The organism is Chordicoccus furentiruminis (assembly GCF_019355395.1).
Classification (GTDB): Bacteria; Bacillota; Clostridia; order Lachnospirales; family Lachnospiraceae; genus Chordicoccus; species Chordicoccus furentiruminis.
Map to the genome: position 1 here is coordinate 1,997,639 of NZ_CP048829.1, position 24,254 is coordinate 2,021,892.

Annotated in this window: 25 protein-coding genes; 20 read left to right on the forward strand and 5 right to left on the reverse strand. The window is 57.1% G+C overall.

From position 1 onward, the window contains the following. The first annotated feature begins 9 nt into the window (after nucleotides 1–9). Nucleotides 10–921 (forward strand): glycosyltransferase family 2 protein, encoded by a 912-nt coding sequence (locus G4C92_RS09165; protein ID WP_274939562.1) that lies wholly within the window; start codon nucleotides 10–12, stop codon nucleotides 919–921. A gap of 28 nt (nucleotides 922–949) precedes the next feature. Here the strand turns inward: G4C92_RS09165 and G4C92_RS09170 are convergent, their stop codons facing one another. Beyond that, nucleotides 950–1,783 carry a DUF4422 domain-containing protein gene (locus G4C92_RS09170; protein ID WP_408611773.1) on the reverse strand — a complete coding sequence of 278 codons (834 nt, stop codon included), beginning with the start codon at nucleotides 1,781–1,783 and terminating at the stop codon, nucleotides 950–952. 87 nt (nucleotides 1,784–1,870) lie between these two features. After that, entirely contained in the window at nucleotides 1,871–2,221 is a 351-nt protein-coding gene (locus G4C92_RS09175; protein WP_330654684.1) for an ArsR/SmtB family transcription factor, read from the reverse strand. Nucleotides 2,222–2,404: 183 nt separating this feature from the next. Between G4C92_RS09175 and G4C92_RS09180 the strand changes: the two genes are divergently transcribed. The 4 genes from G4C92_RS09180 (at nucleotide 2,405) to G4C92_RS09195 (ending at nucleotide 6,687) form a co-directional block, all read left to right on the forward strand. Continuing rightward, complete coding sequence (locus G4C92_RS09180; protein WP_274939563.1) at nucleotides 2,405–2,623, forward strand: cation transporter; 219 nt, start codon at nucleotides 2,405–2,407, stop codon at nucleotides 2,621–2,623. A gap of 73 nt (nucleotides 2,624–2,696) precedes the next feature. Next, the gene (locus G4C92_RS09185; RefSeq protein ID WP_274939564.1) at nucleotides 2,697–4,595 is read left to right on the forward strand and encodes a heavy metal translocating P-type ATPase; all 1,899 of its coding nucleotides are present in this window, start codon (nucleotides 2,697–2,699) and stop codon (nucleotides 4,593–4,595) included. Nucleotides 4,596–4,887: 292 nt separating this feature from the next. Next, on the forward strand, nucleotides 4,888–5,841 hold the full coding sequence (locus G4C92_RS09190) for a lactate/malate family dehydrogenase (protein WP_274939565.1): 954 nt from the start codon (nucleotides 4,888–4,890) through the stop codon (nucleotides 5,839–5,841). Between the two features lie 6 nt (nucleotides 5,842–5,847). Further along, nucleotides 5,848–6,687: a deoxyribonuclease IV gene (locus G4C92_RS09195; protein WP_274939566.1), complete on the forward strand. Its 840-nt coding sequence runs from the start codon at nucleotides 5,848–5,850 to the stop codon at nucleotides 6,685–6,687. Here the strand turns inward: G4C92_RS09195 and G4C92_RS09200 are convergent. Then, nucleotides 6,642–6,998, reverse strand: coding sequence for a hypothetical protein (locus tag G4C92_RS09200; RefSeq protein WP_274939567.1), 357 nt, complete (start codon nucleotides 6,996–6,998; stop codon nucleotides 6,642–6,644). The genes G4C92_RS09195 and G4C92_RS09200 overlap by 46 nt on opposite strands. Further along, entirely contained in the window at nucleotides 6,955–7,359 is a 405-nt protein-coding gene (locus G4C92_RS09205; protein ID WP_274939568.1) for a hypothetical protein, read from the reverse strand. The genes G4C92_RS09200 and G4C92_RS09205 overlap by 44 nt, the downstream gene beginning before the upstream one ends. Nucleotides 7,360–7,547: 188 nt before the next feature. Between G4C92_RS09205 and G4C92_RS09210 the strand changes: the two genes are divergently transcribed. The 12 genes from G4C92_RS09210 to G4C92_RS09265 all read left to right on the forward strand — a co-directional run bounded on the left by G4C92_RS09210 (nucleotide 7,548) and on the right by G4C92_RS09265 (nucleotide 18,919). After that, the gene (locus G4C92_RS09210) at nucleotides 7,548–7,814 is read left to right on the forward strand and encodes a type II toxin-antitoxin system Phd/YefM family antitoxin (protein WP_274939569.1); all 267 of its coding nucleotides are present in this window, start codon (nucleotides 7,548–7,550) and stop codon (nucleotides 7,812–7,814) included. Then, nucleotides 7,801–8,115: a type II toxin-antitoxin system RelE/ParE family toxin gene (locus G4C92_RS09215; protein WP_274939570.1), complete on the forward strand. Its 315-nt coding sequence runs from the start codon at nucleotides 7,801–7,803 to the stop codon at nucleotides 8,113–8,115. The genes G4C92_RS09210 and G4C92_RS09215 overlap by 14 nt, the downstream gene beginning before the upstream one ends. Nucleotides 8,116–8,300: 185 nt before the next feature. Further along, the gene (locus G4C92_RS09220) at nucleotides 8,301–8,732 is read left to right on the forward strand and encodes a glycosyltransferase family protein (RefSeq protein ID WP_330654685.1); all 432 of its coding nucleotides are present in this window, start codon (nucleotides 8,301–8,303) and stop codon (nucleotides 8,730–8,732) included. A 213-nt stretch (nucleotides 8,733–8,945) separates the two neighbouring features. Further along, nucleotides 8,946–9,380 (forward strand): Hsp20/alpha crystallin family protein, encoded by a 435-nt coding sequence (locus G4C92_RS09225; RefSeq protein WP_274939571.1) that lies wholly within the window; start codon nucleotides 8,946–8,948, stop codon nucleotides 9,378–9,380. A gap of 209 nt (nucleotides 9,381–9,589) precedes the next feature. Further along, complete coding sequence (locus tag G4C92_RS09230; protein ID WP_274939572.1) at nucleotides 9,590–10,216, forward strand: YesL family protein; 627 nt, start codon at nucleotides 9,590–9,592, stop codon at nucleotides 10,214–10,216. Further along, complete coding sequence (locus tag G4C92_RS09235) at nucleotides 10,213–10,878, forward strand: YesL family protein (RefSeq protein ID WP_274939573.1); 666 nt, start codon at nucleotides 10,213–10,215, stop codon at nucleotides 10,876–10,878. The genes G4C92_RS09230 and G4C92_RS09235 overlap by 4 nt, the downstream gene beginning before the upstream one ends. Before the next feature lie 3 nt (nucleotides 10,879–10,881). Beyond that, complete coding sequence (gene malQ, locus G4C92_RS09240; protein ID WP_274939574.1) at nucleotides 10,882–12,372, forward strand: 4-alpha-glucanotransferase; 1,491 nt, start codon at nucleotides 10,882–10,884, stop codon at nucleotides 12,370–12,372. A 311-nt stretch (nucleotides 12,373–12,683) separates the two neighbouring features. Beyond that, the gene (locus G4C92_RS09245; protein ID WP_408611774.1) at nucleotides 12,684–13,928 is read left to right on the forward strand and encodes an ABC transporter substrate-binding protein; all 1,245 of its coding nucleotides are present in this window, start codon (nucleotides 12,684–12,686) and stop codon (nucleotides 13,926–13,928) included. 90 nt (nucleotides 13,929–14,018) lie between these two features. Continuing rightward, the gene (locus G4C92_RS09250; protein ID WP_274939576.1) at nucleotides 14,019–15,068 is read left to right on the forward strand and encodes a carbohydrate ABC transporter permease; all 1,050 of its coding nucleotides are present in this window, start codon (nucleotides 14,019–14,021) and stop codon (nucleotides 15,066–15,068) included. Beyond that, on the forward strand, nucleotides 15,068–15,937 hold the full coding sequence (locus tag G4C92_RS09255; RefSeq protein WP_274939577.1) for a carbohydrate ABC transporter permease: 870 nt from the start codon (nucleotides 15,068–15,070) through the stop codon (nucleotides 15,935–15,937). Before G4C92_RS09250 ends, G4C92_RS09255 begins: the two co-directional genes overlap by 1 nt. A 156-nt stretch (nucleotides 15,938–16,093) precedes the next feature. Further along, a complete protein-coding gene (locus tag G4C92_RS09260) occupies nucleotides 16,094–17,095 on the forward strand; it encodes a LacI family DNA-binding transcriptional regulator (protein WP_274939578.1) in 1,002 nt (333 codons plus the stop codon). A 159-nt stretch (nucleotides 17,096–17,254) separates the two neighbouring features. Beyond that, nucleotides 17,255–18,919 (forward strand): glycoside hydrolase family 13 protein, encoded by a 1,665-nt coding sequence (locus G4C92_RS09265; protein ID WP_274939579.1) that lies wholly within the window; start codon nucleotides 17,255–17,257, stop codon nucleotides 18,917–18,919. 13 nt (nucleotides 18,920–18,932) lie between these two features. Here G4C92_RS09265 and G4C92_RS09270 read toward each other — a convergent pair whose 3' ends face one another. Continuing rightward, nucleotides 18,933–19,985: a LacI family DNA-binding transcriptional regulator gene (locus G4C92_RS09270; protein ID WP_274939580.1), complete on the reverse strand. Its 1,053-nt coding sequence runs from the start codon at nucleotides 19,983–19,985 to the stop codon at nucleotides 18,933–18,935. Nucleotides 19,986–20,088: 103 nt separating this feature from the next. Here G4C92_RS09270 and G4C92_RS09275 point away from each other — a divergent pair, with 103 nt between their 5' ends. The 3 genes from G4C92_RS09275 (at nucleotide 20,089) to tmk (ending at nucleotide 24,213) form a co-directional block, all read left to right on the forward strand. After that, nucleotides 20,089–21,777 carry an alpha-glucosidase gene (locus G4C92_RS09275; RefSeq protein WP_274939581.1) on the forward strand — a complete coding sequence of 563 codons (1,689 nt, stop codon included), beginning with the start codon at nucleotides 20,089–20,091 and terminating at the stop codon, nucleotides 21,775–21,777. A 277-nt stretch (nucleotides 21,778–22,054) separates the two neighbouring features. Continuing rightward, the gene (gene malQ, locus G4C92_RS09280) at nucleotides 22,055–23,572 is read left to right on the forward strand and encodes a 4-alpha-glucanotransferase (protein WP_274939582.1); all 1,518 of its coding nucleotides are present in this window, start codon (nucleotides 22,055–22,057) and stop codon (nucleotides 23,570–23,572) included. Further along, entirely contained in the window at nucleotides 23,569–24,213 is a 645-nt protein-coding gene (tmk, locus tag G4C92_RS09285; protein ID WP_274939583.1) for a dTMP kinase, read from the forward strand. Before malQ (G4C92_RS09280) ends, tmk begins: the two co-directional genes overlap by 4 nt. Nucleotides 24,214–24,254: the final 41 nt, after the last annotated feature.

A 24,254-nucleotide genomic window follows, 5' to 3' on the forward strand; every position in this document is an offset into this window, starting at 1 on the left:
CGGTTTGGAATGAAAACGATCAGTGTGATTACCCCGTTTTACAGGGGGAATGCGTATATCAATCATCTGGCGGATGTGCTGGAAGCGAATGCAGAGCGATTGGCGGAGACGGCGAAATCAGGGAGAACGGATCAGGCGGAAGGCCCGGAGACGGTTGAATGGCTGATCGTGAATGACAGCCCGGACAGTCCGGTCAGTCTGAACGGAAACTGGCCCCGGCTCAGCATCCGGGTGATCGATCTTCCGCAGAACGGGGGGATCCATCATGCGCGGGCGGAGGGGCTCCGGAGAGCGAAGGGAGAAGCGATTCTCTTTCTTGATCAGGACGACCGGATTGCCCCGGACTTTCTGGTCAGACAGAAGAAACAGATGGAAGAAGACGCGGACGTGGCTGTCTGCGGCGTACTGCTGGAGAAACCAGACGGAACGGCGGAGCCGATTTATCGGACAAAGGCCGATCTGGAGGATATCAGGAAGCTCGATGTCTATCTGAGAGTGAAAAACCCGATCCGGTCACCCGGTCAGTGCCTGATCCGCCGATCGGCGATCCCGGATGCGTGGAGCAGGACACCAATGAAGAGGAACGGATCAGACGATCTTCTTCTCTGGATCATGATGCTCGCCCGGCACGCGCGTTTCATTGTAATGCCGGACTGTCTGTATACACATCGTTACACGGGAGAGAATGTGTCGGATTCGATCCCCCAGATCACCGCGTCTTCGATGGAAATGACGGAAATTCTTCGTGCATCAGGGGAACTGAATCAGCGGCAGCTTGATGATCTGCGGCGTTCAGTGGAGTGGGGCGGACGCACGTCAGAGGAAAACCGACGGTATTACCTGAAGGATTCCAGGATCTTTCTGGCAAGACTCTGGTGGAAAATACGGCATGCGCTGTCAGCGCCGCTGAAAGAAGAATGAAGATGTGCTGGCCTTTGTGCCGGACTTATCAGAAGCTGCGTTCATATTTCTGATGAAAGAATTTCGCTTTCAGAAAGCTGGTCCCCTTGATCCACCAGTTGACCGGCTCCATGGAAAGCAGCCGGACCTCTATGATATCTTTTCGTGAAATCCGTTTTTCCACGATTCGCTGCTCGATCCAGACATCAAAGAGGAGTTCGGACACACGGCCGAACAGACGCTTGTCGAAATCCGAATAACCGGTCAGATCGACCTGCTGCTCCAGTGCGGACAGGATGGGGAACAGCCAGGAGCAGTAATCGGAAAACAGATCCCGCCGCATCACCATCATGTTGAACATATAGCCCCAGGTACGGTGCATGACCCGGTCATAGGAGGCGAGGTAATCAGGGCACCGTTCTTCAACAATCATCCGGGTTTTGTCAAGATGTGTTTCGTTCAGTGTGTGCACATAGTGGCTGTACAGCGTTTCGATGATGTAATGCCTTCGTTTCGGAAGAATGATGGAATGATTTCGGAGAATCGACTGCGCCTCCTCTGAAGTCATGATATTGGCAAAGGGATCTTTTCCTTTTCTTTTGACCGAAAAATAACGCCGATAGTGAACGAGTCCGATATAGTCGGCGGAAAGATTTTTCCATGCCCAGTAAAGACCGGTCAGCTCGGAGTAGGTGCTGTTCCGGCTGGAAATGTTGCTGCCGGTATTGTCTTTCTGATATCCGAAATCCACAGGGCGTCCGTCGGCGTCCGTCCGGCCTTCCGCGCCGACAAGCAGCGGAAGGTACATGGAATCTTCCGGCATACGGTATTTCTTATGAGTCGCTACGATTATAACGATGTTATTCTCTGCCAAGATATGCACCTGCTTCACAATTCTTATGATCGAACTCATTCTATCATACACAGGAATCGATGAGTATCGGAATTTGAGAAAGGTGTCCGTTTACACTTATTCGGGACACGAAATCTGCGCTACATGCTCGATGGTGGCGTGCAGTTCCCGGACCAGCGAGGTGTCAGCGGCGCGGTAATAGACCTCGCGCCCGTCGCGCCGTGTGGTGAGCAGGCCGGCGTCCTTCAGCAGGCGGAGGTGGTGAGAGACGGCGGGGCTGGTCATGCCGACCAGCGCGGCGATATCGATCACGCATTCCTCCGTATGACAGAGAAGCCAGAATATGCGGAGACGCGAGGGGTCGCCGAGCTGCTTCATGGCGCGGGCGACAGCGCTGACGGTCGTTTCCTCCGGCATATGCTCGATGATGCGCTTCTCTTCCTCCGGATCATGGTGCTGATGGGGCAAGGTGAAGATCTCTGACACGGCAGGACGCCTCCTTTCTGATTCGTTCCCCGACAGTATATCCTATTCCCGAAGAAAAATGAATCATTAAAGAAATGTTTAATTCGATTGACAGGAATCCGCCGCTGGCGTATAGTGAAGGCATCAATTAAACGAATGCTTAATCAATCAATGGAGGAAGGCACAATGAAAAAAAGCTATCCGGTTGAGGTTGACTGCGCCGCCTGCGCGCTGAAGATGGAGGACGCGGCGAAGAAGACAAGCGGCGTGAAGGATGCGTCCGTCAATTTCATGACGCTGAAAATGAAGGTGGAATTTGAGGACGGCGCGGATCCGGATGCCGTGATGAAGGAGGTCAGGAGTAACTGCCGGAGAGTGGATTCCGACTTCGATATCCAGCTCTGAGACAGGACCTGAAGAGGGCGGCGTTTGCCACGGCAGGCGGAGAGAGGGCCGGCCCCGGACGGAGGAGGAGACAATGAATCGAAAACAGAAGAAGAATCTGATCCGGATACTCGCAGCGGCGGGGATGATGGCCGTGCTGCAGGCGCTGCCGGTCCGCGGATGGATCCGGTTTGTCCTGTATATGATCCCCTATCTGACCGTCGGATATGATATTCTGATCAAGGCGGCGAAGGGACTGGTTCACCGCCAGCCGTTTGATGAGCATCTGCTGATGGCGGTCGCGACGATCGGTGCGGTCGTGCTCGCGGTCAGCGGGAGCGGCGATTATACGGAAGCGATCGCGGTTATGCTGTTCTATCAGATCGGCGAATGGTTTCAGAGCTACGCGGTCGGAAAAAGCCGCCGGAGCATTTCCGACCTGATGGACATACGGCCTGACTACGCGAATCTGGAAGGGCCGGACGGCACGCTGACGCGGACGGATCCGGATGAGGTGGCGGTTGGCACAGTGATCGTCGTTCAGCCGGGCGAGAAGATCCCGATCGACGGCGTGGTGACGGACGGAGAATCCAGCCTGAACACGGCGGCGCTGACCGGCGAGTCGCTCCCGCGGGATGTGCGGGCAGGCGACGAGGTGCTCTCCGGGTGCATCAACCAGACCGCGGTGCTGCGGATCCGTACGACCAGGGAGTTCGGCGAGTCGACCGCGTCGAAGATTCTGGAACTGATCGAGGACGCGAGCTCGAAGAAGTCCAAGTCGGAGGATTTTATCACGAGATTTGCGCGGATCTATACGCCGGTGGTGGTGTACGCGGCGCTGGCGCTGGCGGTTGTGCCTGGAACGGTACTGTTTCTGATGGGGAGAGATCCGCTCTGGGGAATCTGGATCTACCGCGCGCTGACCTTCCTTGTGATCAGCTGCCCATGCGCGCTGGTGATCAGCATCCCCCTCTCCTTTTTTGCTGGGATCGGCGGCGCCTCGAGGGAGGGGGTGCTGGTGAAGGGTTCTGTCTATCTTGAGACGCTGTCGAAGACGCGGACCGTCGTCTTCGACAAGACCGGTACGCTGACCCGCGGCACGTTCGAGGTGACGGCGGTGCATCCGGACCGTCTGGATAAGACGCAGCTGCTGCATCTTGCCGCGCATGTGGAGCGGTACTCCACTCATCCGATCGCCGCCTCTCTGCGGGCGGCTTATCCCGGCGAAAAGGACGGCTGCCTGGTGGAGAGCGTGGAGGAGCTGGCCGGCCGGGGGATCCGCGCGAAGGTGAACGGTCAGACGGTCTGCGTCGGCAACGCGAAGATGATGGAGGAGACCGGCGCGGCGTGGCGTCCGTGCCATCATCCGGGCACCATCGTACATGTTTCGGTTGACGGCGTCTACGCGGGACACATCGTCATCTCGGATGTGGTGAAGGAGCATGCCGCGGCTGCAGTCGCGGCGCTGAAGAAGGGCGGGGTCCGCCGCACGGTCATGCTGACCGGAGACAGCCGGGCAGCGGCGGAGCAGGTCGCCGCTCAGACCGGAATCGACGAGGTGCACGCGGAGCTGCTGCCTGCCGACAAGGTGGCGCAGGTGGAGAAACTGCTGGCGGAGGAGAAGGCGGGAGAGGCGGCTGCCTTTGTCGGGGACGGGATCAACGACGCGCCGGTGCTCTCGAGGGCAGACATCGGGATTGCGATGGGCGCGCTGGGATCCGACGCGGCGATCGAGGCCGCGGATATCGTCCTGATGGACGACGACCCGCTGAGAATCGCGACCGCCATCAATATTTCCCGCAAATGCCTTCGCATTGTGAAGGAGAATATCTGGCTCGCGATCGGAGTCAAGACGGTCTGTCTCGCGCTGAGCGCGTTCGGACTGGCCAATATGTGGGCGGCGATTTTCGCGGATGTCGGTGTGATGGTCCTGGCGGTGCTGAACGCGGTCCGCTGCCTCTATACAAAGGGCGAGGAAGCATCCGCGCAGTGAGCGGAGAATCCGGAGACCGCAATGGAATCGAATCGTGCGGATGTCCGCGGAGACGCCGCAGACGGCTGAGAGCGACGGCCGGGACGGCATGGGCGAAGACACACGCCGTCTCCGGGGACGAAGGATACAGAAATAAGCCGGAGGCGCCCGGTTCGGGCGGCTCCGGCTTCGGACCGTCCGGAAGGCGGCTGCATTTCCAAAAGAGCGCGGCATCGGCATCTGGTCCGGCGCGGAAACTCGGACCGTCCGGAAGGCGGCTGCATTTCCAAAAAGAACGGAGGAAAAGAGAAATATGGCGGTATCATACGGGAAACTGGCGATTATCGGCGCCGGCAAGGTAGGCTCGGCGGTGCTCAATTCGGTGCTGCGCATGAATATCGTGGACGACATTGTCGTCATCAACCGTAACCGGGACAAGGCTCTGGGCGAGGTGCTCGACGCGAGCCACACCACGGCCTTTGCGTACAGCGCCAACGCGAGCATCCGGGTCGGGGACTACCGCGATCTTCGTGACGCGCATATTATCGTGATGACGGCGGGACCGTCGATTCTGCCGGGAAACCATGACCGGAATACGCTGCTCAGAAAGAATATCGAGGTCATGGATCAGACGATGAAGGAGATCACAGCTTATACAAGAGAAGCCATTCTGATCGTCATCTCGAACCCGCTGGATATCCTGACTTACTATTTCCAGAAGAAGTACGATTATCCGGCGGGACGGATCTTCGGCACGGGCACGCTGCTCGATACGGCCCGCTTCAACAAAATGCTGGGCGATCTCTGCGGCGTCGATGCCAAAAACGTGGTCGGCTTCGTGCTCGGCGAGCACGGATCCACTTCCTTTATCCCCTGGAATACGGTCAATATTGTCGGCGTCCCCTTTGACCGGCTGGCGGAGAAGTTCGGTCTGAAGGAGCCGATCGACAAAGAGCGTCTTCTGCGCGACACCAAGACAATCGGCCCGCGGATCGTGGATCTCAAAGGCTACACCAGCTCGGGCGTAAGTCTCGCGGCCTGCCGGATCATCGGCGCGATCCTTCGGAACGAGCACTGCGTCGTGCCGGTCTCGACGGTCATGCAGGGGCAGTACGGCTATTCGGACGTCGCGATGAGCCTGCCCTGCGTGCTGACGAGGGACGGCATCAGCCGTGTGATCGAGCTGCCTCTGGATGAGCAGGGGAGAAGGGATCTGACGGTTTCCCACGACCATCTGAGAGCGCTGATTGATTCGATCGAGGGGTAAGACGGAATGGGCTATATCGGAAATCATGTTTCAAGCAGCGGCGGATTTTTCGCGATGGGCGCGCATGAGCTGGACCTGGGCGGGGATACGTTCGCGTTCTTTACCCGCAACCCGCGCGGCGGAGCGTCCAGAGCGGCGGATCCGGAAGACGCGGCGAAGCTGATGAGGCTTCTTACGGAGCATTCCTTCGGACCGCTGGTCGCCCACGCGCCCTACACACTGAATGCCTGCTCAACGAACGAGCGGGTGGCCGCCTTCGCACGGGAGGCGATGACGGGCGATCTCCTGAAAATACAGCTGCTGCCCGGCCAGTTCTACAATTTTCATCCGGGCTCTCATCTGGGGCAGGGCCCGGAGAAGGCGATTCCGCAGATCGCCGCGGTGGTGAATGAGGCGCTCGCGGCCGTGCCGGAGGGAAGGACAACGGTCCTTCTGGAGACGATGGCCGGCAAAGGCAGCGAGGTGGGGCGTACGTTTGAGGAGCTTCGGATGATCATGGACCGGATCGACCGGCCGGAGAGGATCGGTGTCACGCTGGATACCTGTCATGTCTGGGACGCGGGTTATGATATCGCGGGGAATCTGGACGGCGTGCTGAAAGAGTTCGACGAGGTGATCGGTCTGGAGCATCTGAAGGCCATACATCTCAATGACAGCAAAAACCCCTGCGGATCCCGCAAGGACCGGCATGAAAAGCTGGGAAAGGGCTGCATCGGCGAAGAAGCGCTGCGACGTGTGGTTACGCATCCGGCGCTGGCGTCCCTTCCGTTTATTCTGGAGACGCCGAATGAAGACGAGGGCTATCGGAGGGAAATCAGGATGGTCCGGAGCTGGATGGAGGAATGAACGAAGTGCATTCTGAACCTCCTGAAAAACTCCTGCTCAACCATCGGATCGCCTGGATTGAGCAGGAGCTTTGTCTCCTTATTCGTCAGCATCCTCGGGGGCACTCTGGATGAATGCCATGATCTTCTCGCAGATCCATTTGCCGGAGGCAACCGCCCGGAGCAATGTCTCCTGATTATCTCTTTTTTCTTCTTCCGAAGTTCCTTCAGACTGGCAACCGCTTCACCGTAAGCCGCTTTACGCTGCAGCACGATGGCCTCCATCTTTTCAATCTGTTTTTCCGTGGTCAGTGTTTTCTTCTGCCTGGCCATTACTTTTATCTTCCGTCATCAGTTCTTCCCGAATCGCTGCCGCTTTCTTCTGTATGCAGGCTGCGTCCATGTTAAATGCCTTCAGTCTTGCTTTCTGCGTAGCTGAGACCGCATGATCCAGTCTGTATTCCCCGCTGGTCTGGCGGATCATCTCGATCTTTTCCGGTTCTTTTATCGCAGCAGGGACATTCATGTAATTCGCCTTGCTGTCATCTTCCGGAACCGTGTCTTTCATGCTTGTGTGGATCTTGCTCCTGATTACCAGTGGCCCGAATTCAATAAAGATCTTTGCCTCGGCAACTTCATCAGACTGGATGCGGATCGCCTTGTTCCCAGGATATGACATATCCTCCTTTGCCACACTTACACTTTCCTTTCCGCAGGCGGCATGGGGTTAATCCCCTGTTTGAATTAAAAAATCGTACGCGTGAGGGGGCGGCGGTCTCCTGTAGAAATGTCTTTCAGGATCATGACTGCCCCCGGTCCCTTCTCTTTCTTGTAATTATGATAACATAATGATAGAATGCTGATAGCAAAGGAGGGACCACTATGATCAACATTCGCCCTGTATCCGACCTCAGAAACAAGTTCCCGCAACTTGAAAAAACCGTCATGGAATCAAATGAACCTGTCTTTCTCACAAAGAACGGATATGGCACCATGGTTCTTTTAAGTATCGAACAGTACTCCGCACTCACTGACGACACAGAACGTAAGCTTGACGAGGCCGATGCGGCAGCAGTGAAATCGGACAAACGATACTCTGCAGATGAAGTCTTCAGCAGAGTAAGGAGCCGCATCCGTGAAAAAGTATAAGCTGTCATTTCTTCCCCTTTTTGAAGGGGATCTGAATGAGATCGTGGACTACATCTCAACTGATCTTCAGAACCCCAGCGCCGCAGATCATCTGATTCACGATATTGAATCTGCAATAAACAAACGTCTGGAAGCGCCGTTGTCATTTGCTCCGTATCCTTCATCAAAAAAACGGCCACACCCATATCACAGAATCAACATCAGAAACTTTTCTGTTTTCTATGTTGTGATCGATGACACCATGGAGGTGCGTCGCGTTCTGTATTCCAAGCGAAATTTGGATAAGCTGCTGGATGGCTAACCGTTCAATCATGATAAACCGGATGGGTATCTTCCTTGCCCTCGCGGGAAATACTTCAAGAAGTTTGGATTGGGATACATCATCAAAGAATCTGACGGGTTCATTTTTACAAGAAAATCGAAGTATGATTATTCCGGGCGATCATCGCCGGATTAAAGTCGGCAAAAGGAGACTGCGTTGCGGTGATGGACTGTGATCTGCAGCATCCGCCGGCAACCTTGATCGAGATGTATCGATTATGGGAGCATGGGTACGAAGGTATTGAAGCGGTCAAAAGAAGTCGTGGAAAGGAAAGCATGCTTCATTCGTTCTGTGCGGGCATGTTTAACAGAATCATGTCAAAGGCCGCAGGAATCGATATGGCAAAAGCGTCCGACTTTAAATTGCTGGACCGAAAGATCGTGAATGCGGTTCTGAAGTTTCCGGAGAAGCATACATTTTTCAGAGCGCTGTCATCATGGGTGGGGTTTGACACCACTCAGGTTGAGTCTGACGTTCAGGAAAGAGAAGCCGGTGTAAGGAATACTTTCCGGCAGTGCCATCCATCATTGCGCTCTCAGTTGCCATTACGACACTGCCGGAAAAGTATTCGAAAATTGTTAGCACTCAACTATTGACAGCGCTAACAGCCTGTGCTATAACTTATGGCATAAGGAACAAGAGGAAGTCAAATAGAAGATGAAAGGAAGGCGAGATCGTAAAGATGGAGCTGGATGGCTTCCGAATCCTTTTCACATAGATCAGAAAGTTGATGACTGGCTGCGGATCGTGCTGATCGCGCCGGTCCGGAACCGGGCATTTCAGAAAAATAGAAGCAGGAGGTATGAACCATGTTAGTGCCGAGTCTTTTTACCGATAATTTCATCAGTGATTTTTTCAATGATCCCTTTGACCGTACGCCGGCGATGTTCCACGCGACGGGCTCCAGTCTGATGAGCGCGGATGTAAAGGAGTTCAAGGACCATTTCGAGCTGTCCCTTGAGCTGCCCGGCTACAGAAAGGAAGATGTCACCGCGTCTCTGAAGGACGGGTATCTGACCATCGAGGCAAGACGGGAAGAAAAGAACGACGGAGACGAGGAGAAGGCTCACTTCATCCGCCGCGAGCGCTACGTCGGCACGCTGACGAGAAGCTTTTATGTCGGCGAAGACGTGAAGCAGGAGGATATCAAGGCGAAATTCGACAACGGCGTATTGGAGATCTGCATTCCGAAGGTGGAAGCGAAGCCTGAGATCGATACCTCGAGAACGATTTCCATCGAGTAACAGGATAAGACAAAAGAGGGACTGCCCCTGCCGGGCGGCCCCTTTTTTTGTCGGGAGAGACGGAGGCCAGCCACCGGATCCCGTCTGATCCGGAGGCGCCGCGGAGTTCCGGCCTTGCCTGCCGGAAGAGAAACAGATACAATAAAAAGAAGACCGCACATTCCGCAGGATAAGGAGGAGCCGGCTGCCGGCCGGAGAACTGTCTGCATATGAAATTCAATCTTGATAATCCGTTTTTCCGATTCATGAACTCCCTGATGGACCTTGTCTGGCTGAATATTCTGACACTGGCGCTCTGCATTCCGGTCGTGACGGCCGGCGCCTCTCTGACAGCGATGCACTATTGCCTTATCCGCATCAGCCGGGGAGAGGAGAGCTACATCACGAAGATGTTCTTCAAGTCCTTCAAGGAAAATTTCCGGCCCGCGACGCCGCTCTGGCTCACGGAACTGCTGCTCGGCCTGGTTCTTTATCTGGACTTCCGTATCGTGAGCCGGATGGGAGACGGGATGGGATCCGCCGTCTGGTGCGTGCTGTTTGTCGCGGCCGTTGTGGTCCTGATGGGGGTGCAGTTCCTGTTCCCGCTGGTGAGCCGGTTCGTTCAGAATTACCGTGGCTATCTGTCCAATTCCTTCAAGCTCGGCATGGCCTGTCTTCCCCGGACAGCCTGTATGACCGCACTGACCGCCGGGCCGCTGATCCTGATGTTCCTGTTCTGGGCTTATCTGCTTCCCGTTTACTTCCTGATCGGCATCGCGGGCCCGGGTTTCCTCAAGGCGAAGCTTTATGACCCGGTTTTCCGCCGGCTGGAGGAGAAGGAGGCGGAAGCATCATGAGATCTCTGTTCCATCCCGACAGCCCCGTCATGCAGGCGCTGACAGAACTGTTCAATATGATTCTGCTGAATCTGCTGACGATGCTGTGCTGCATCCCGGTCGTGACGGCAGGCGCCTCCCTCTCGGCGATGTATTATGTCTGCATCAAGGAACAGAGGCAGGAGGGCGGAGGCGTCACGCGTATGTTCTTTCGGTCTTTCCGCCGGAATCTGAAGCAGGGAGCAGCGGCGTCGCTTCTGCTTCTTGCCTTCGCGGCCCTGATGTTCATGGATCTGAACGTCGCGAAGGCATATGAAGGGCAGCCGGCCTCACGGGTTTTCCGGCTGCTTGTCTGGATGCTGATCTTCGCGGCCTCATTTTTTCTTCAGATGCTGTTTCCAATGATCGCGCGGTTCACCGGTTCGCTGACCGCGCAGCTGAAACGGTCGGTTCTGTTCGCGGCGAAGCATATGCCGCGGGTGCTGGCGATGCTGGCACTCTGGGCCGCCGACGCAGTGCTTCTATATCTCGCGGATGTGAGATGGGCGCCGCTTTTTGTTATGCTTGGACTTTCGCTGCCGGGGTATCTCTGTACGCTTCTCTATGACCCCGTCTTCAGAAAGATAGAAAAGGACATGCAGCCGGCTGAGATCGGTCTGTCCGAGAATGAAAAGGAGCTGTGAGAGATGAGAAAATCTGGAATTCTGATGCCGGTTTTCAGTTTGCCCGGCGCGTACGGTATCGGCTGTTTTTCGGAGAGTGCGCGCCGCTTCGTCGATTTTCTGGCGGATGCGGGCCAGTCCTACTGGCAGATTCTGCCGGTTGGGCCCACGGGGTACGGGGATTCGCCGTACCAGTCCTTTTCAACGTTCGCGGGCAATCCGTATTTTATCAGCCTTGAACGTCTGATGGAGAAGGGCCTGCTGGAACGGACAGAGCTGAATACACTTGATTTCGGAGACGATGCGGAGGCCGTGGACTACGGCGCGATGTACCGGTCGCGTCTTGCCGCGCTCAGGACGGCGTACCGGCGAAGCGCATTCCGGACGGAGGCGGCTTTTCAGGCTTTTGTCGGAGAGAACCGTTTCTGGCTGGAGGACTATGCGCTTTTTATGGCGGTCAAGGATTCCTTCGGCGGACGGAGCATGCATGAGTGGCCGGAGGATATCCGTGCTCACCGGCCGGAAGCGGTGGCGGAGTACCGGGAGCGTTTCCGGGACGAGATGATGTTCTACGAGTTTCTTCAGTATGAATTCTTTGCCGAGTGGCAGGAGCTGAGGGCGTACGCCGCCTCGAGGAAGATCCAGATTATCGGGGACATTCCGATTTACGTTTCTTCGGACAGCGCGGATTTCTGGGCGCACCGCGAGCTGTTTCAGACCGACGCGGAAGGACAGCCGACGGCTGTGGCCGGCTGCCCGCCGGACGGTTTTTCAGCGACCGGCCAGCTGTGGGGGAACCCGCTCTACCGCTGGCCGTATCATAAGGAAACAGGCTTCGCGTGGTGGATCACCCGGATCGGCCGGATGCGTGATCTTTACGATGTGATCCGGATCGACCATTTCCGGGGGTTCGATGAGTATTTTTCGGTGCCGGCCGGCGCGCCGGACGCTTCCGGCGGCCACTGGGAGAAGGGGCCGGGGATGGATCTTTTCCGTGCGATCGGGGAGCGTTATCCAGGTATCTGCATCATCGCCGAGGATCTGGGCTATGTCACCGATACCGTGCGCAGGCTGGTCCGGGATTCCGGCTTCCCGAACATGAAGGTGCTGGAGTTTGCCTTCGATTCCAGGGATTCCTCCGGCAAGCAGGACTATCTTCCCTACAATTACAACCGGAACTGCGTGGTCTATACGGGAACGCACGACAATGAGACGCTGGCCGGCTGGCTGGGCAGCATTCTGCCGGAGGAGCGGCGGGATCTGAAGGACTATCTCGGAACGGAGTCGGACGACCCGGAGGTGCTGGTTGATCTGGTGATCCGTATGGCGCTGTCATCCTGCGCGGATACGGCTGTGATCCCGATGCAGGACTATCTGGGGCTCGACAACCGTGCGCGGATCAACCAGCCGTCAACCTTCGGGACCAACTGGAGATGGCGTGTGCGGGAGGATGCGCTGACGCCGGAGCTGGCGGCGAGGATCCGGAAGCTGACGGTGGTCTATGGCAGAAGCTGATTTCCGAACGGATAAGCTTGTAGATGTTCACTAAAATTTCACACTCGATTCTGTGCAATAACAACAGGTTTTGCGCAACACTCCTTAAAAAACTTGTTGCAGAAGCGATGACATTGTGAAAAATATGAATTTTTCGTTGCCCATTCAGGATGAGTGTGCTATGATTCTTAATGTCTTCAGGAGAGGACGGGGATATGGATACAGACTCCGTCTTTCCGATACGAGGAAGTACAGCTGTTCATTTCAAGGAGGGTTGTGACATGAAGAACAAAGCATTTTCAGTGGCACTCTGCGGTGTCCTGGCGGTGACGATGCTTGCGCCGATGAGCGTGGCGGCTTCGTCCAGCACGGCGGAAGCTCCGTCTACGGGCGTCAGCCTTCGTCTGGTCAACGGCAAGATCGAGGTCGACAAGGCTCTGAAGGAGCTGGCGGCAGAGTACAAGAAGAAGACTGGAGTGGACGTCCAGATCGAGTCCATGGGCGGCGGCATCGACATCCAGTCCACACTGAAAGGCTATTATCAGGCAGACAATATGCCGGATATCTTCGTCTGCGGAAGCGATTCCGATTTCGCGAACTGGGAAGGCCTTCTGGCTGACATGAGCGATCAGGACTGGGTTTCCGACACGGACGCGTCCTACAAGGACAAGGACGGCAAGGTGATCGGCTTCCCGTACACGACAGAAGCGATCGGTCTCGCCTACAACGCGGACATTCTTGACAAGGCGGGCATCGATCCTTCGAAGATCACCGGCCCGGATGCTCTGAAGAGCGCGTTCGAGACGCTTGATTCCAAGAAGGACGAGCTGGGTCTGACCGCAGTGGTCGGCTACTGCGCGGAGGCGACGAACCTCTACTGGTCCACCGGCAACCATCTGTTCGGCGTCTATGAGGACGCGGGCCTGAAGCGCGACGACACCACCTATGTTGACAAGCTTCCGGAGCTGGATACCGACCGTTTCACGGATTACGCGAACATGGTCGCGCTGTTCAACCAGTATTCGGATCCGTCCCTTCTGGTTTCCGGCACGTATGACCAGCAGATCCTGAACTTCGCCTCCGGCAAGTACGCGTTCGTGACGCAGGGCTCCTGGATCGGCGCGACGATGACCTCCGACGACAAGGAGCAGTACGATGCGGCCGGCGACTTCAAGGTCGGCATGCTTCCGTACGCGTTCGAGGACGGCATTGACACGATTCAGACGAACTCTCCGTCCTGGTGGGCGGTGTTCCAGAACGACAACACCGAGGAAGCCGAGAAGTTCCTGAGCTGGTGTGCATCCAACGACGGCGGCCAGAAGCAGCTTGTCGAGGGCGCCGGCTTCATCAGCCCGTTCAAGTCCTGCACCTATGTCGCGGCTGATCCGTTCGCTCAGACGATCTCTGACTACACGGCGGCAGGCAAGACCTCTGCTTGGCACTGGCTGCAGAACAAGGACGGCCTTGCGCAGAACGCTCTCGGTCAGGTCTATCAGGACTTCGCGTCCGGCAGCATGGATACGGACGGATTTGTCCAGGCCGTGCAGCAGGTTCTGACTCAGTACTACGCATCCTGATCTGCGTATCATTCCCGGATGATCGGCGGGCGGCATGAAAACTGCCGCCCGCTTTTCGGGTTATCCTTCGAGTTCCTTTAGGAGGTCCGTATGAAAGTCAACACAGGCAACAAGGTGTTTTCGCCGCTGCTGCTCCTTGCAGGCGCCGTTCTGATGATCGTCTCGCTGGGGATGGATTTCACCCACGACGGCAATCCGTACCGTGGTGCCATGCTGGTCTGCGGCATGGTCATCTTCTTTGTCGGGCTGTATCTTTTCCCGACGCTGCGCCATCATCGGGCGATCGTCTACTTTATTTTCCTGTTCCCGCTGCTCTTCACCTTCGCGGTCACGGTGGTGATCCCGCTGGTGCTCGGTATCGGTTATTCCTTCACGGACTGGACCGGCATCAAGATGACGAAGGTCGTGGGGCTCGCTAATTATCAGGCGATGTTCAAGGATCCGCAGTTCATCTGGTCGATTCTGATCACGTTCATCTTTGTCGCGCTTAATATGGTGCTGATCAATCTGGTCGGCTTCGCGCTGGCTCTGCTCTGCACAACCAAGATGCGCGGAACGGGTTTCTACCGCGCGGCCTATTTCCTTCCGAACCTGATCGGCGGCATCGTTCTTGGCTATATCTGGCAGTTCGTGTTCAGCAACGTGCTGATCAGACTGACTAATAATATTTCGCTTCTGGCGAAGACGAACACCGCGCTGTTCTGCATCATTCTGGTTTATATCTGGCAGTACGGCGGCTACATCATGCTGATTTACATTACGGGACTCACTCAGGTTCCCGCCGACGTGATCGAGGCGGCAGAAATCGACGGCGCGACTCCGTCGCAGATCCTCTTCAGGGTAAAAGTGCCGATGATCCGTGCGACCATCACGATCTGCACGTTTCTGACGCTGACATCCGCCTTCAAGCAGTTTGACGTGAATATGTCCTTGACGAACGGCACGGGTTCCGTGGCGGGCTTCATGGGCTCCTACCTGTCTCAGGGCACGCAGATGCTGGCACTCAACATCTATAATACAGCCATCGCGAAGAACAACTACGCGCAGGGCCAGGCCAAGGCCGTTCTGTTCTTCATCATCCTGGCGGCCATTTCCCTTGTGCAGGTCCGGATGTCCAATAAGAAGGAGGTGGAGCTGTAATGAAGACGACCAAACGATCCAGAGCCGTTATTCTGACCATCGTCGCGATTATCCTCGCGGTCTATATCCTGTTCCCGTTCTATCTTGTCGTGATGAACTCCTTCAAGAAGCAGACGGATATCGTCGCGAATCCGGTGGCGCTGGCCGGCGCTTCCTTCAAACAGCTGGCGACGAACCTGAACGCCGTCGTTAACAACTCGAATTTCCGCTTCTGGTACGCTTTCGGCACATCGGCGGCGGTGACAATCATCTCGCTGGTTCTTCTCGCTGTCCTCGGCTCGATGGCGGCATGGGTCATCAGCCGCAACAACGGCAAAAAGTGGGCCGCCGCGATCTATATGGTCTTCATCGCTTCGATGATCATTCCGTTCCAGGTGGTCATGCTGCCGCTGATCTCGACGTTCCGTGACGCGGGCAAGTTTGTCGGCCTCTCAATGCTTCAGTCGATCCCCGGCATTGTCTTCGCGTACTGCGGTTTCGGCGGCGCGATGACCGTCTTCATCCTGACCGGATTCATCAAGGGTATCCCGTACGACCTCGAGGAGGCGGCCGCGATCGACGGCTGCTCGCCGGAGGGAACCTTCTTCAAAGTGATCTTCCCGCTGCTGAAGCCGGTGATCACGACGGTCACGATCCTGAACGGCATGTGGATCTGGAACGATTACCTGCTTCCTTCTCTGATGCTCGGCCAGAACGGCAAGGTCAAGACACTGCCGGTGGCGGTGCAGGCATTCGTCGGTTCCTACGTCAAGCAGTGGGATCTGATCCTGACGGCGGCTCTGCTGGCGATCCTGCCGATGATCATCCTGTTCCTGTTCGCGCAGAAGCAGATCATGCACGGCATGGTGGAAGGCGCGGTCAAGGGCTGAGCTTTATCCGGATCGGTTTTGCTCCATCCGTACGGACAGCGGGCGGCGTCGGAAGACGCCGCCCGCTGTGTCAATTGAGGAGAAGACAGGAGGACCAGACAGGGAAGGGGGTGACAATGTCTGATCACCATCAAGGAAATCGCGGAACTGGCGGGCGTGAGCCCGACGACGGTCTCCAACGTCCTTCACGGCCGCACAGGCCGGATGGCGCCGGAGACGCTTCAGAAGGTTCAGTCCATCCTGGACCAGACCCGCTATGTGTCCAATATGGGGGCCCAGATTCTAGGTCGCCACGGATCCAGGCTGATCGCGCTGATTATCGCGTATTATTCTTATGAGAAAGAATCACTGCTGGAGGATCCCTTTGTTGGTTCGATCATGGGTTCCGTGGAACAGACGATCCGGGAGAACGGGTACTTCATGATGCTTTACAACAACCCGGATATGGACGAGTGCCTTCAGATGGCAAGGGCGTGGAACATCGAGGGCATGATCCTGCTCGGCGCGCAGCGGCAGGATTATTACCGGATGCGGCGGGAGCTGAAGATTCCTGTCGTATCGATTGATTCCTGTTACCGCAGGGACGACCGGGGCTATGTCAATGTCGGTCTGCAGGATTACGAGGGCGGACGGATCATGACGGAATATCTGATCAGCCAGGGCCACAAAAAGATAGGCTATCTTGCGCTGATGCAGAACGGTACGGATCCTTCGGTGGTATATCTGGACAGCGCGCGGCTGAAGGGCTATGAGGACGCGATGAGGAATCATGGTCTTGCGGTGAAAAAGGAGTGGGTCACGAAGCTCAGCACCGCCGAGGAGGAAAGAGACGCGCAGGTCCGTCAGCTCGCCAGAAGGCGGTTCGACGGATGCACGGCGCTCTTCTTCGGATCGGACGCGATGGCGCTTGAAGCGGCGATGGTGTTCCGTCAGGAGGGCTTCCGCGTGCCGGAGGATATTTCCGTCGCGGGCTTCGACAATATCCGGCTCGCGAGCCGTCTGTCTCCCTCGCTGGCTACCGTGGATCAGAATTTCGAGCAGAAAGGCCGCTGCGCGGTCTGCGAGCTGCTGAAGCTGATGCGTGATCCCGGGTACTCGAGCGACATCCGTCTGCCGGTCCGCCTCGTGCCGGGTGAGAGCGTGCGCAGAATCGGGTGAACGGCATGTTCATGTGAAAATTGCATATAGTGTCTAATAAACGGGCTGCCTGATTATGCAAAACTGAGGGTTATGAACAAAACCTATTGCGTGATCCGGCAGCCTGTCTTAGTGTAGAAGGCACAGAGAAAGACCGTCATAGAAAGAGGAGGTATGGTGATGAAAAAGGCATGGTGGAAAGAAAGCGTGGTCTATCAGATCTATCCGCGTTCCTTCTGCGACAGCAACGGAGACGGGATCGGCGATCTGAACGGCATCACGTCGAAGATGGATTATCTGAAGAAGCTGGGCATCGATGTGATCTGGCTGAGCCCGGTCTATCAGTCTCCGAATGCGGACAACGGCTATGATATCAGCGATTATCAGGCGATCATGACCGAGTTCGGAACAATGGAGGATTACGACCGGATGCTCAAGTCCGCTCATGAGCACGGCATTCGCATCGTGATGGACCTTGTGGTGAACCATACCTCCGATGAGCACCGCTGGTTTGTCGAGAGCCGCGGCTCGAAGAACAACCCGAAGCGGGACTTCTATATCTGGCGCGATCCGGTTGACGGCCACGAGCCGAACAACTGGGGATCCTGCTTCTCCGGTCCGGCATGGAAATTTGACGAGATGACCGGTCAGTATTACCTGCATCTGTTCGCGGATAAGCAGCCGGATCTCAACTGGGTCAATCCGGAGGTGCGCAAGGCGGTCTTCGACATGATGACCTGGTGGTGCGAGAAGGGGATCGACGGCTTCCGTATGGATGTCATCTCGCTGATCTCGAAGCCGGACGGCATGCCCGACGCGCCGACTCACGGCGGTCTTTACGGCGATCCGAATATCTGCGCCAACGGGCCGCACGTCCATGAGTATCTCCAGGAGATGCGGAATACGGTCCTGTCGAAATATGATCTGATGACCGTCGGCGAGACCGCGGGCGTGACGCTCGACGAGGCGAAGAAGTACGCCAACAGCGAGGGAACCGAACTCAACATGGTCTTCCAGTTCGAGCATGTAGGGCTGGACGACGAGGCGTCCTTCAAGTGGTCGACGAAGAAAATGCCGCTGGTTCCGCTCAAGAAGAACCTCTCCAAGTGGCAGAACGGACTCGACGGCGTGGCGTGGAACAGCCTGTATTTCCAGAATCACGATCAGCCGCGTATCATCTCCCGTCTCGGGAACGACAGCGACGAGTTCCGTGAGGTTTCCGCGAAATGCATCGCAACCTGCCTTCATATGATGCAGGGAACGCCGTATGTCTACGAAGGCGAGGAGCTGGGCATGTCCAACTACCCGTGGACATCGGTGGATGAATTTAACGATCTCGAGTCGATCAACGCGTTCCATGAGCTGACGGAGAAGGCAGGCTGGGACCCGGAGAAGCTTTTCCCGATGATTGCCCACAAGAGCCGTGACAACGCGCGGACCCCGATGCAGTGGGACGACAGCGTCAACGCCGGGTTCACGACCGGTACGCCCTGGCTCCGCGTCAACCCGAACTACACGAAGGTGAACGCGAAGGAGCAGGTGAACCGGGAGGATTCCGTCTTCCATTATTACCGGAAGCTGATCGAGCTCCGCCATTCCAGCGAGCTGATCGTCTACGGCCACAATGAGCTGCTGCTGCCGGAGGATCCGGATCTCTTCGTCTACCGCCGGTATCTGGAGGACGGACAGGAACTGATCTGCGTCTGCAACTTCAGTGAGCATGAGCGCAGCTTTGAGCTTCCGGAGGCGCTGAAGGCGGGCCATGTGCTGATCCAGAACATCGAAGGGCACGATGTGAAGGACGGCCTTCTGGCGCCGTACGAAGCGTACGTCGTCGAGAAATAAGAGGCGGAAGGCTTTATGTCCGCTGCCACACGGAGCGGACGCTGCGGCGGACGACCAGTGTGGCGGTCAGGGTGACGATACGGTCTTCGCCGGACGGATGATCGATGGCATCGAGAAGCAGCCGGACGGCCGCCTGACCCTTGGAGGGAAAGTCCTGACGCATGGTCGTCAGCTTCGGAGAGGAGAACTCCGCGTAGGGGCTGTCGTCAAAACCGCAGAGGGACAGCTGCTGCGGCACCTCGATTCCGTTGGAGGAGAGAAACTGCAGCACGAAGAAGGCCAGCTGATCCGATGTGCAGAACAGGGCGCAGTCGTGGCCGGCCAGCGGAAGCACCGCGCGGAGCAGGAGGTGACGGCGCTCCGGGTCGTCCGGCATGACCAGACGGCCGGAAGGGCTGATCGCCGTGACCCGCTCATTGGTTCCGGGAATCCCGGACAGCGCGTCGGTCATCCCCTGCCAGCGGTCAAAGCTGGATCCGACGCGGCCCTCCGCCAGAGTCAGGACGTCCCGGATGCCGCAGCCGGTGAGATACCGGCCGAGCGCGAAAGCGGCGGCATAGTCGTCGAGCGTCACGTGAAGGCCGTGCATCGGCTCACCTTCCGGCGCATCGTTGTGGACGTCGATTCCGACCACCGGGCAGTCGGAGAGCGAGCGCAGCTTCTGGTAGTTGACGTAGGAGATCGTGACCGCGATGATGCCGGACACATTCCATGAGAGCGCCGTCTCGAAAATCCGGTCGATATCGGAGTCGATGTAGAGCAGCATGTAGTAGCCGCAGGCGCGCAGCTCTTCCTCGATGGCGCCGATGACCTGGCCGAAGAACGGATCCGAGACCGGGGTGTTCACATAGCGCCGCGTCGTGTGAACGACGGCCATGACGAGACGCGCATGGCGGCTGGTGAGGGCCTCGAGACCCTGCCGCTGGACGTATCCTCCGGCCTTCAGGGCCTGCTGAACCTTGTCAATTGTATTTTTTGAGACTTTATGCGTTTTGCCGTGGATGACATTCGAGACGGTTGTGGTACTGACACCGGTCAGCTCGGCGATTTCCTTGATGGTGATCAATGGCTTCTCCCTTCACGTCGTTCCGGATTTCGGAACGGCCACTGTCATTCTGAGGGAAACAGCTGCGGAACGCAAGATGGAAACGGAAAAGGAGACAGAACGAATGAAAAAACAGTGGTGGAACGGACTGACCGCGTATCAGATCTATCCGAAGAGCTTCAATGATACGACGGGAAGCGGAATCGGCGACATCAACGGCGTCACGGAGAAACTTGACTATCTGAAGAATCTGGGCGTTGACCTGATCTGGCTTAGTCCCTGCTATGTGTCGCCGCTGGCGGACGAGGGGTATGATATTGCCGATTACTACAGAATCGATCCGCGCTTCGGGACGAACGAGGACCTCTGGAAGCTGATCGCGGAAGCGAAGAAGCGGCAGATGTACATCGTCATGGATCTGGTGGTGAATCATACATCGGATGAACATGAGTGGTTTCAGAAGGCGCTGGCGGACCCCGAGGGCGAGTACGCGAAGTATTACTTTTTCGAGGACGCGGTCGACGGCCATGCGCCGAACAACTGGCGTTCCTATTTCGGAGGAAGCGCGTGGGAGAAGGTTCCGGGAACGGACAAGTATTATCTCCATCTGTTCCATAAGAAGCAGCCGGATCTCAACTGGGAGAATCCGAAGCTGAGAGCCGAGATCTACAAGATGATCAACTGGTGGCTGGACCGCGGCGTCGCCGGATTCCGTCTTGACGCCATCATGAACATCAAGAAAGCCCTTCCGTTCACGGAGCAGAATTACGCGCCCGACAGAGAGGACGGTCTGACGACGGCGTCACAGATGATCGGCCGTGCGGAAGGCATCGGCCGTCTGCTGGGTGAGATGCGGGACGAGACGTTTGCGAAGCACAATGCATTTTCCGTCGGAGAGATCTTCAATGAGACTGACGAGCAGATTCCGGAATTCATCGGAGAAAACGGGTATTTCTCCTCGATGTTCGATTTCCGCGAGACAGTCTGCGGTCAGAGCGAAAAAGGCTGGTATGCCGCTGAGCCGGTGACGCCGGACGAGTACCGGGACGCCTGCTTCAAGACGCAGCAGGTGATCGGAGACCGGGGAATGGTCTCGACGATCATCGAGAACCACGACGAGCCGAGAGGTGTGAGCCGCTACATTCCGCAGGGCGATCTCTCGGATACGAGCAAGAAGCTGCTCGCGACGATGCAGTTCATGCAGCGGGGCCTTCCGTTCATCTATCAGGGCCAGGAGATCGGCATGGAGAATATCGTGCTCCACTCCATCGATGAGGTCGACGATATCTCTACGATCGACGAGTACAAGGTCGCCAGAGAAGCCGGATTGTCGGAGGAGGCGGCACTCCGCGCGGTCAATCAGTTCAGCCGTGACAACGCACGGACGCCGATGCAGTGGACGGCGGGAAAGAACGCCGGTTTCACGGACGGCACACCCTGGCTCCGGGTTAATCCGAATTACACGAGCATCAACGTGGAGGATGAGGAGAAGAATCCGGATTCCGTTCTGATGTGGTATCGGAAGCTGACCGCTCTCCGCAAGGATCCGAAGTACGCGGACACGGTCGTGTACGGCGAGTTTGTGCCGTTTATGGCGGATGTGCACAATCTGATGGCCTTCCTCCGGAAAGGAGAGAAGCAGACGCTGCTGGTCATTGGCAATTATCAGAAGGAGGAGCGCAGGATGACCCTTCCGGAGGATATGAAGATCGCCCGGGTGATCCTCGACAACTGCGGAGACACGGAGATCGGAGAGGACGGAAGAACCGTTTCGCTGAAGGGCTATCAGGCGCTGGTGCTGGAGCTGGCGTAAGACGGAAACCAGGCAAACGCAGCCGCGCAGCCGGACAGGATACGCCGCGGCGGACGCGGAATCGAGGCACGGCACGGCGGAGCGGACCGCCGCAGACGATGCGATACAGGAAAGCAGGCACGGAGCAGCCGGGGCAAAAGCCGGGGCAAAAGCCGGGATGCTCCGTGTTTCCATTTTGTCCGCTTTCTGCTATGATGAAATGGATTTTTCAGGAGCATGCTTGAGCAGCGGAACGCATCGGGCGGAAGCCCGGAGAGATTGGGAGGGAGTCACGTTCATGAGAGCAGCAGGGATTCTGATGCATATCTCGAGCCTGCCTTCACCGTACGGGATCGGTACGATGGGCAGAGCAGCCCGTGAGTTTGTGGATTTTCTGAAGAAAGCGGGGCAGACATACTGGCAGATTCTGCCGGTCGGGCCGACGAGCTATGGCGACAGCCCGTACCAGAGCTTTTCTACCTTTGCGGGCAATCCGTATTTTATCGATCTGGATCTGCTCGAGGAGGACGGACTCCTTGAGAAGTCCGATTATGCCGCTCTTGCCTCGGGGGCGGATCCGGAGAGCGTGGATTACGGACGGCTGTACACGGAACGCTACCCGGTTCTGCGGAAGGCCGTCAGCAGGCTGCTTGCGAAGGATGGGGCGGAGGTCCGGGCTTTTGAGGCGGAACCGGACAGTTTCTGGCTGGATGATTACGCGACCTTCATGGCGCTGAAGGATGCGCATGACGGCGCTTCCTGGCAGACATGGGAGAAACCGGTCCGGTTCCGTGAGCGTGAGGCGATGGCGGCGGTGCGGCGGAGATGCGCCGATGACATTGCTTTCTGGAAGGGCGTACAGTACCTTTTTCACAGGCAGTGGACGGCGCTCAAGGCGTATGCTAATGAGAACGGAATCCGGATCATCGGCGATGTGCCGATCTATGTGTCCGCGGACAGCGTGGACGTCTGGGCCTCCCCGAAGGAGTTTCAGCTGGATGAAAACCTTCTTCCGACCGGTGTGGCCGGCTGTCCGCCGGATTATTTTTCCGCGGACGGCCAGCTGTGGGGCAATCCCCTCTTCGACTGGGAAAACATGAGACGGAACGGCTACGCATGGTGGATCCGGAGGATGAAGCACGTCACCTCCATCTATGATGTGGTGAGGATCGATCATTTCCGCGGCTTCGCGGGCTACTATGATATTCCGGCCGGCGACCGGACCGCCCGGAACGGCCGGTGGCGCAAGGGACCGGGGATTGCTTTTTTCAGGGAAGTGGAAAAGCAGCTTGGCGATGTGGACCTGATCGCCGAGGATCTCGGACTGCTGGACGACGATGTGCGGAAGCTTCTGGCGGAAACCGGGTATCCGGGTATGAAGGTGCTGCAATTTGCCTTTGACACGGAGGACGGGGGCGGTTATCTTCCGCATGATCATGAGCGTCACTCTGTGGCCTATGTGGGGACGCATGACAATGATACGGCCGCCGGATGGTTCCGATCTGAGACGGCCGCCGCTCAGAACCGCGCCTGCACGTATCTCGGCCTGCATGAGACGGAGGGGATAAGCTGGGGTATGATGCGCGGCGTCTGGGGTTCGCCGGCGGATACGGCGATCGTGACGGCGCAGGATCTGCTGGGACTCGGTTCCGCGGCGAGGATGAATCAGCCCTCGACGACGGGCGGGAACTGGAAGTGGCGGGTCAGAGAGGGTGCGCTCAGCGATACGCTGGCGGCACGGCTTGCCTCGGCGATGAGGGTGTTCGGACGGCTTCCTGCTGAGAAGAGCGGAAAGACGGAGAAGGGAACGGAATGAACAGAGGAGCGCTGATCGTTTTTGAGGGCATCGACGGAAGCGGCAAGGGCACGCAGATCCGGATGCTGAAAAAAAGGCTTGAGAAGGAAGGCTATCCGGTATTCCGTTCCGCGGAACCGAACGATTCTCCATTCGGTGCGCTGATTCATCAGATCATGATCGGACGTGTCAGGACGACGAATGACGCGATCGCCGCGCTTTTCGTCGCGGACCGGCTGGATCATATTCAGAATGAAACAAACGGTCTTCTGAAGTTCCTGCGGGCCGGCGTCAATGTGCTGGAGGATCGTTATTATTTCTCTTCCTATGCCTATCAGAGCGTCGATCTTCCGATGGAATGGATCATTGAGGCCAACGCGCCCTGCGCGAAGCTGCTGAAGGCCGACCTCACGGTATTCATCGACGTGGATCCGAAGGTGACGATGGAACGGATCGACCGGAACAGGATGACAAAGGAGCTTTTTGAGAGAACGGACCGGCTGACGGAGACGCGCGCGCGGTATCTGGACGCCTTCGGGAGGATGAAAGATACCGAGCGGGTCCTGATCGTGAACGGGGACCGGGAACCGGATATCATCGCGGAGGAAATCTGGGAGAAGACCAGAGATCTGTTTGTCCCGGCGCAGCAGCCGGTTCGCTGAGGGGCGGCGCCGGCTGTGCTGCGCCGATACCGGAGGTGGGA

Coding starts and splice junctions, on each gene's coding strand:
- G4C92_RS09165 (WP_274939562.1), top strand. CDS start 10: ATGAAAACGATCAGTGTGATTACCCCGTTTTACAGGGGGAATGCGTAT.
- G4C92_RS09180 (WP_274939563.1), top strand. CDS start 2,405: ATGAAAAAAAGCTATCCGGTTGAGGTTGACTGCGCCGCCTGCGCGCTG.
- G4C92_RS09185 (WP_274939564.1), top strand. CDS start 2,697: ATGAATCGAAAACAGAAGAAGAATCTGATCCGGATACTCGCAGCGGCG.
- G4C92_RS09190 (WP_274939565.1), top strand. CDS start 4,888: ATGGCGGTATCATACGGGAAACTGGCGATTATCGGCGCCGGCAAGGTA.
- G4C92_RS09195 (WP_274939566.1), top strand. CDS start 5,848: ATGGGCTATATCGGAAATCATGTTTCAAGCAGCGGCGGATTTTTCGCG.
- G4C92_RS09200 (WP_274939567.1), bottom strand. CDS start 6,998: ATGGCCAGGCAGAAGAAAACACTGACCACGGAAAAACAGATTGAAAAG.
- G4C92_RS09210 (WP_274939569.1), top strand. CDS start 7,548: ATGATCAACATTCGCCCTGTATCCGACCTCAGAAACAAGTTCCCGCAA.
- G4C92_RS09220 (WP_330654685.1), top strand. CDS start 8,301: ATGGACTGTGATCTGCAGCATCCGCCGGCAACCTTGATCGAGATGTAT.
- G4C92_RS09225 (WP_274939571.1), top strand. CDS start 8,946: ATGTTAGTGCCGAGTCTTTTTACCGATAATTTCATCAGTGATTTTTTC.
- G4C92_RS09230 (WP_274939572.1), top strand. CDS start 9,590: ATGAAATTCAATCTTGATAATCCGTTTTTCCGATTCATGAACTCCCTG.
- G4C92_RS09235 (WP_274939573.1), top strand. CDS start 10,213: ATGAGATCTCTGTTCCATCCCGACAGCCCCGTCATGCAGGCGCTGACA.
- malQ (WP_274939574.1), top strand. CDS start 10,882: ATGAGAAAATCTGGAATTCTGATGCCGGTTTTCAGTTTGCCCGGCGCG.
- G4C92_RS09245 (WP_408611774.1), top strand. CDS start 12,684: ATGCTTGCGCCGATGAGCGTGGCGGCTTCGTCCAGCACGGCGGAAGCT.
- G4C92_RS09250 (WP_274939576.1), top strand. CDS start 14,019: ATGAAAGTCAACACAGGCAACAAGGTGTTTTCGCCGCTGCTGCTCCTT.
- G4C92_RS09255 (WP_274939577.1), top strand. CDS start 15,068: ATGAAGACGACCAAACGATCCAGAGCCGTTATTCTGACCATCGTCGCG.
- G4C92_RS09265 (WP_274939579.1), top strand. CDS start 17,255: ATGAAAAAGGCATGGTGGAAAGAAAGCGTGGTCTATCAGATCTATCCG.
- G4C92_RS09275 (WP_274939581.1), top strand. CDS start 20,089: ATGAAAAAACAGTGGTGGAACGGACTGACCGCGTATCAGATCTATCCG.
- malQ (WP_274939582.1), top strand. CDS start 22,055: ATGAGAGCAGCAGGGATTCTGATGCATATCTCGAGCCTGCCTTCACCG.
- tmk (WP_274939583.1), top strand. CDS start 23,569: ATGAACAGAGGAGCGCTGATCGTTTTTGAGGGCATCGACGGAAGCGGC.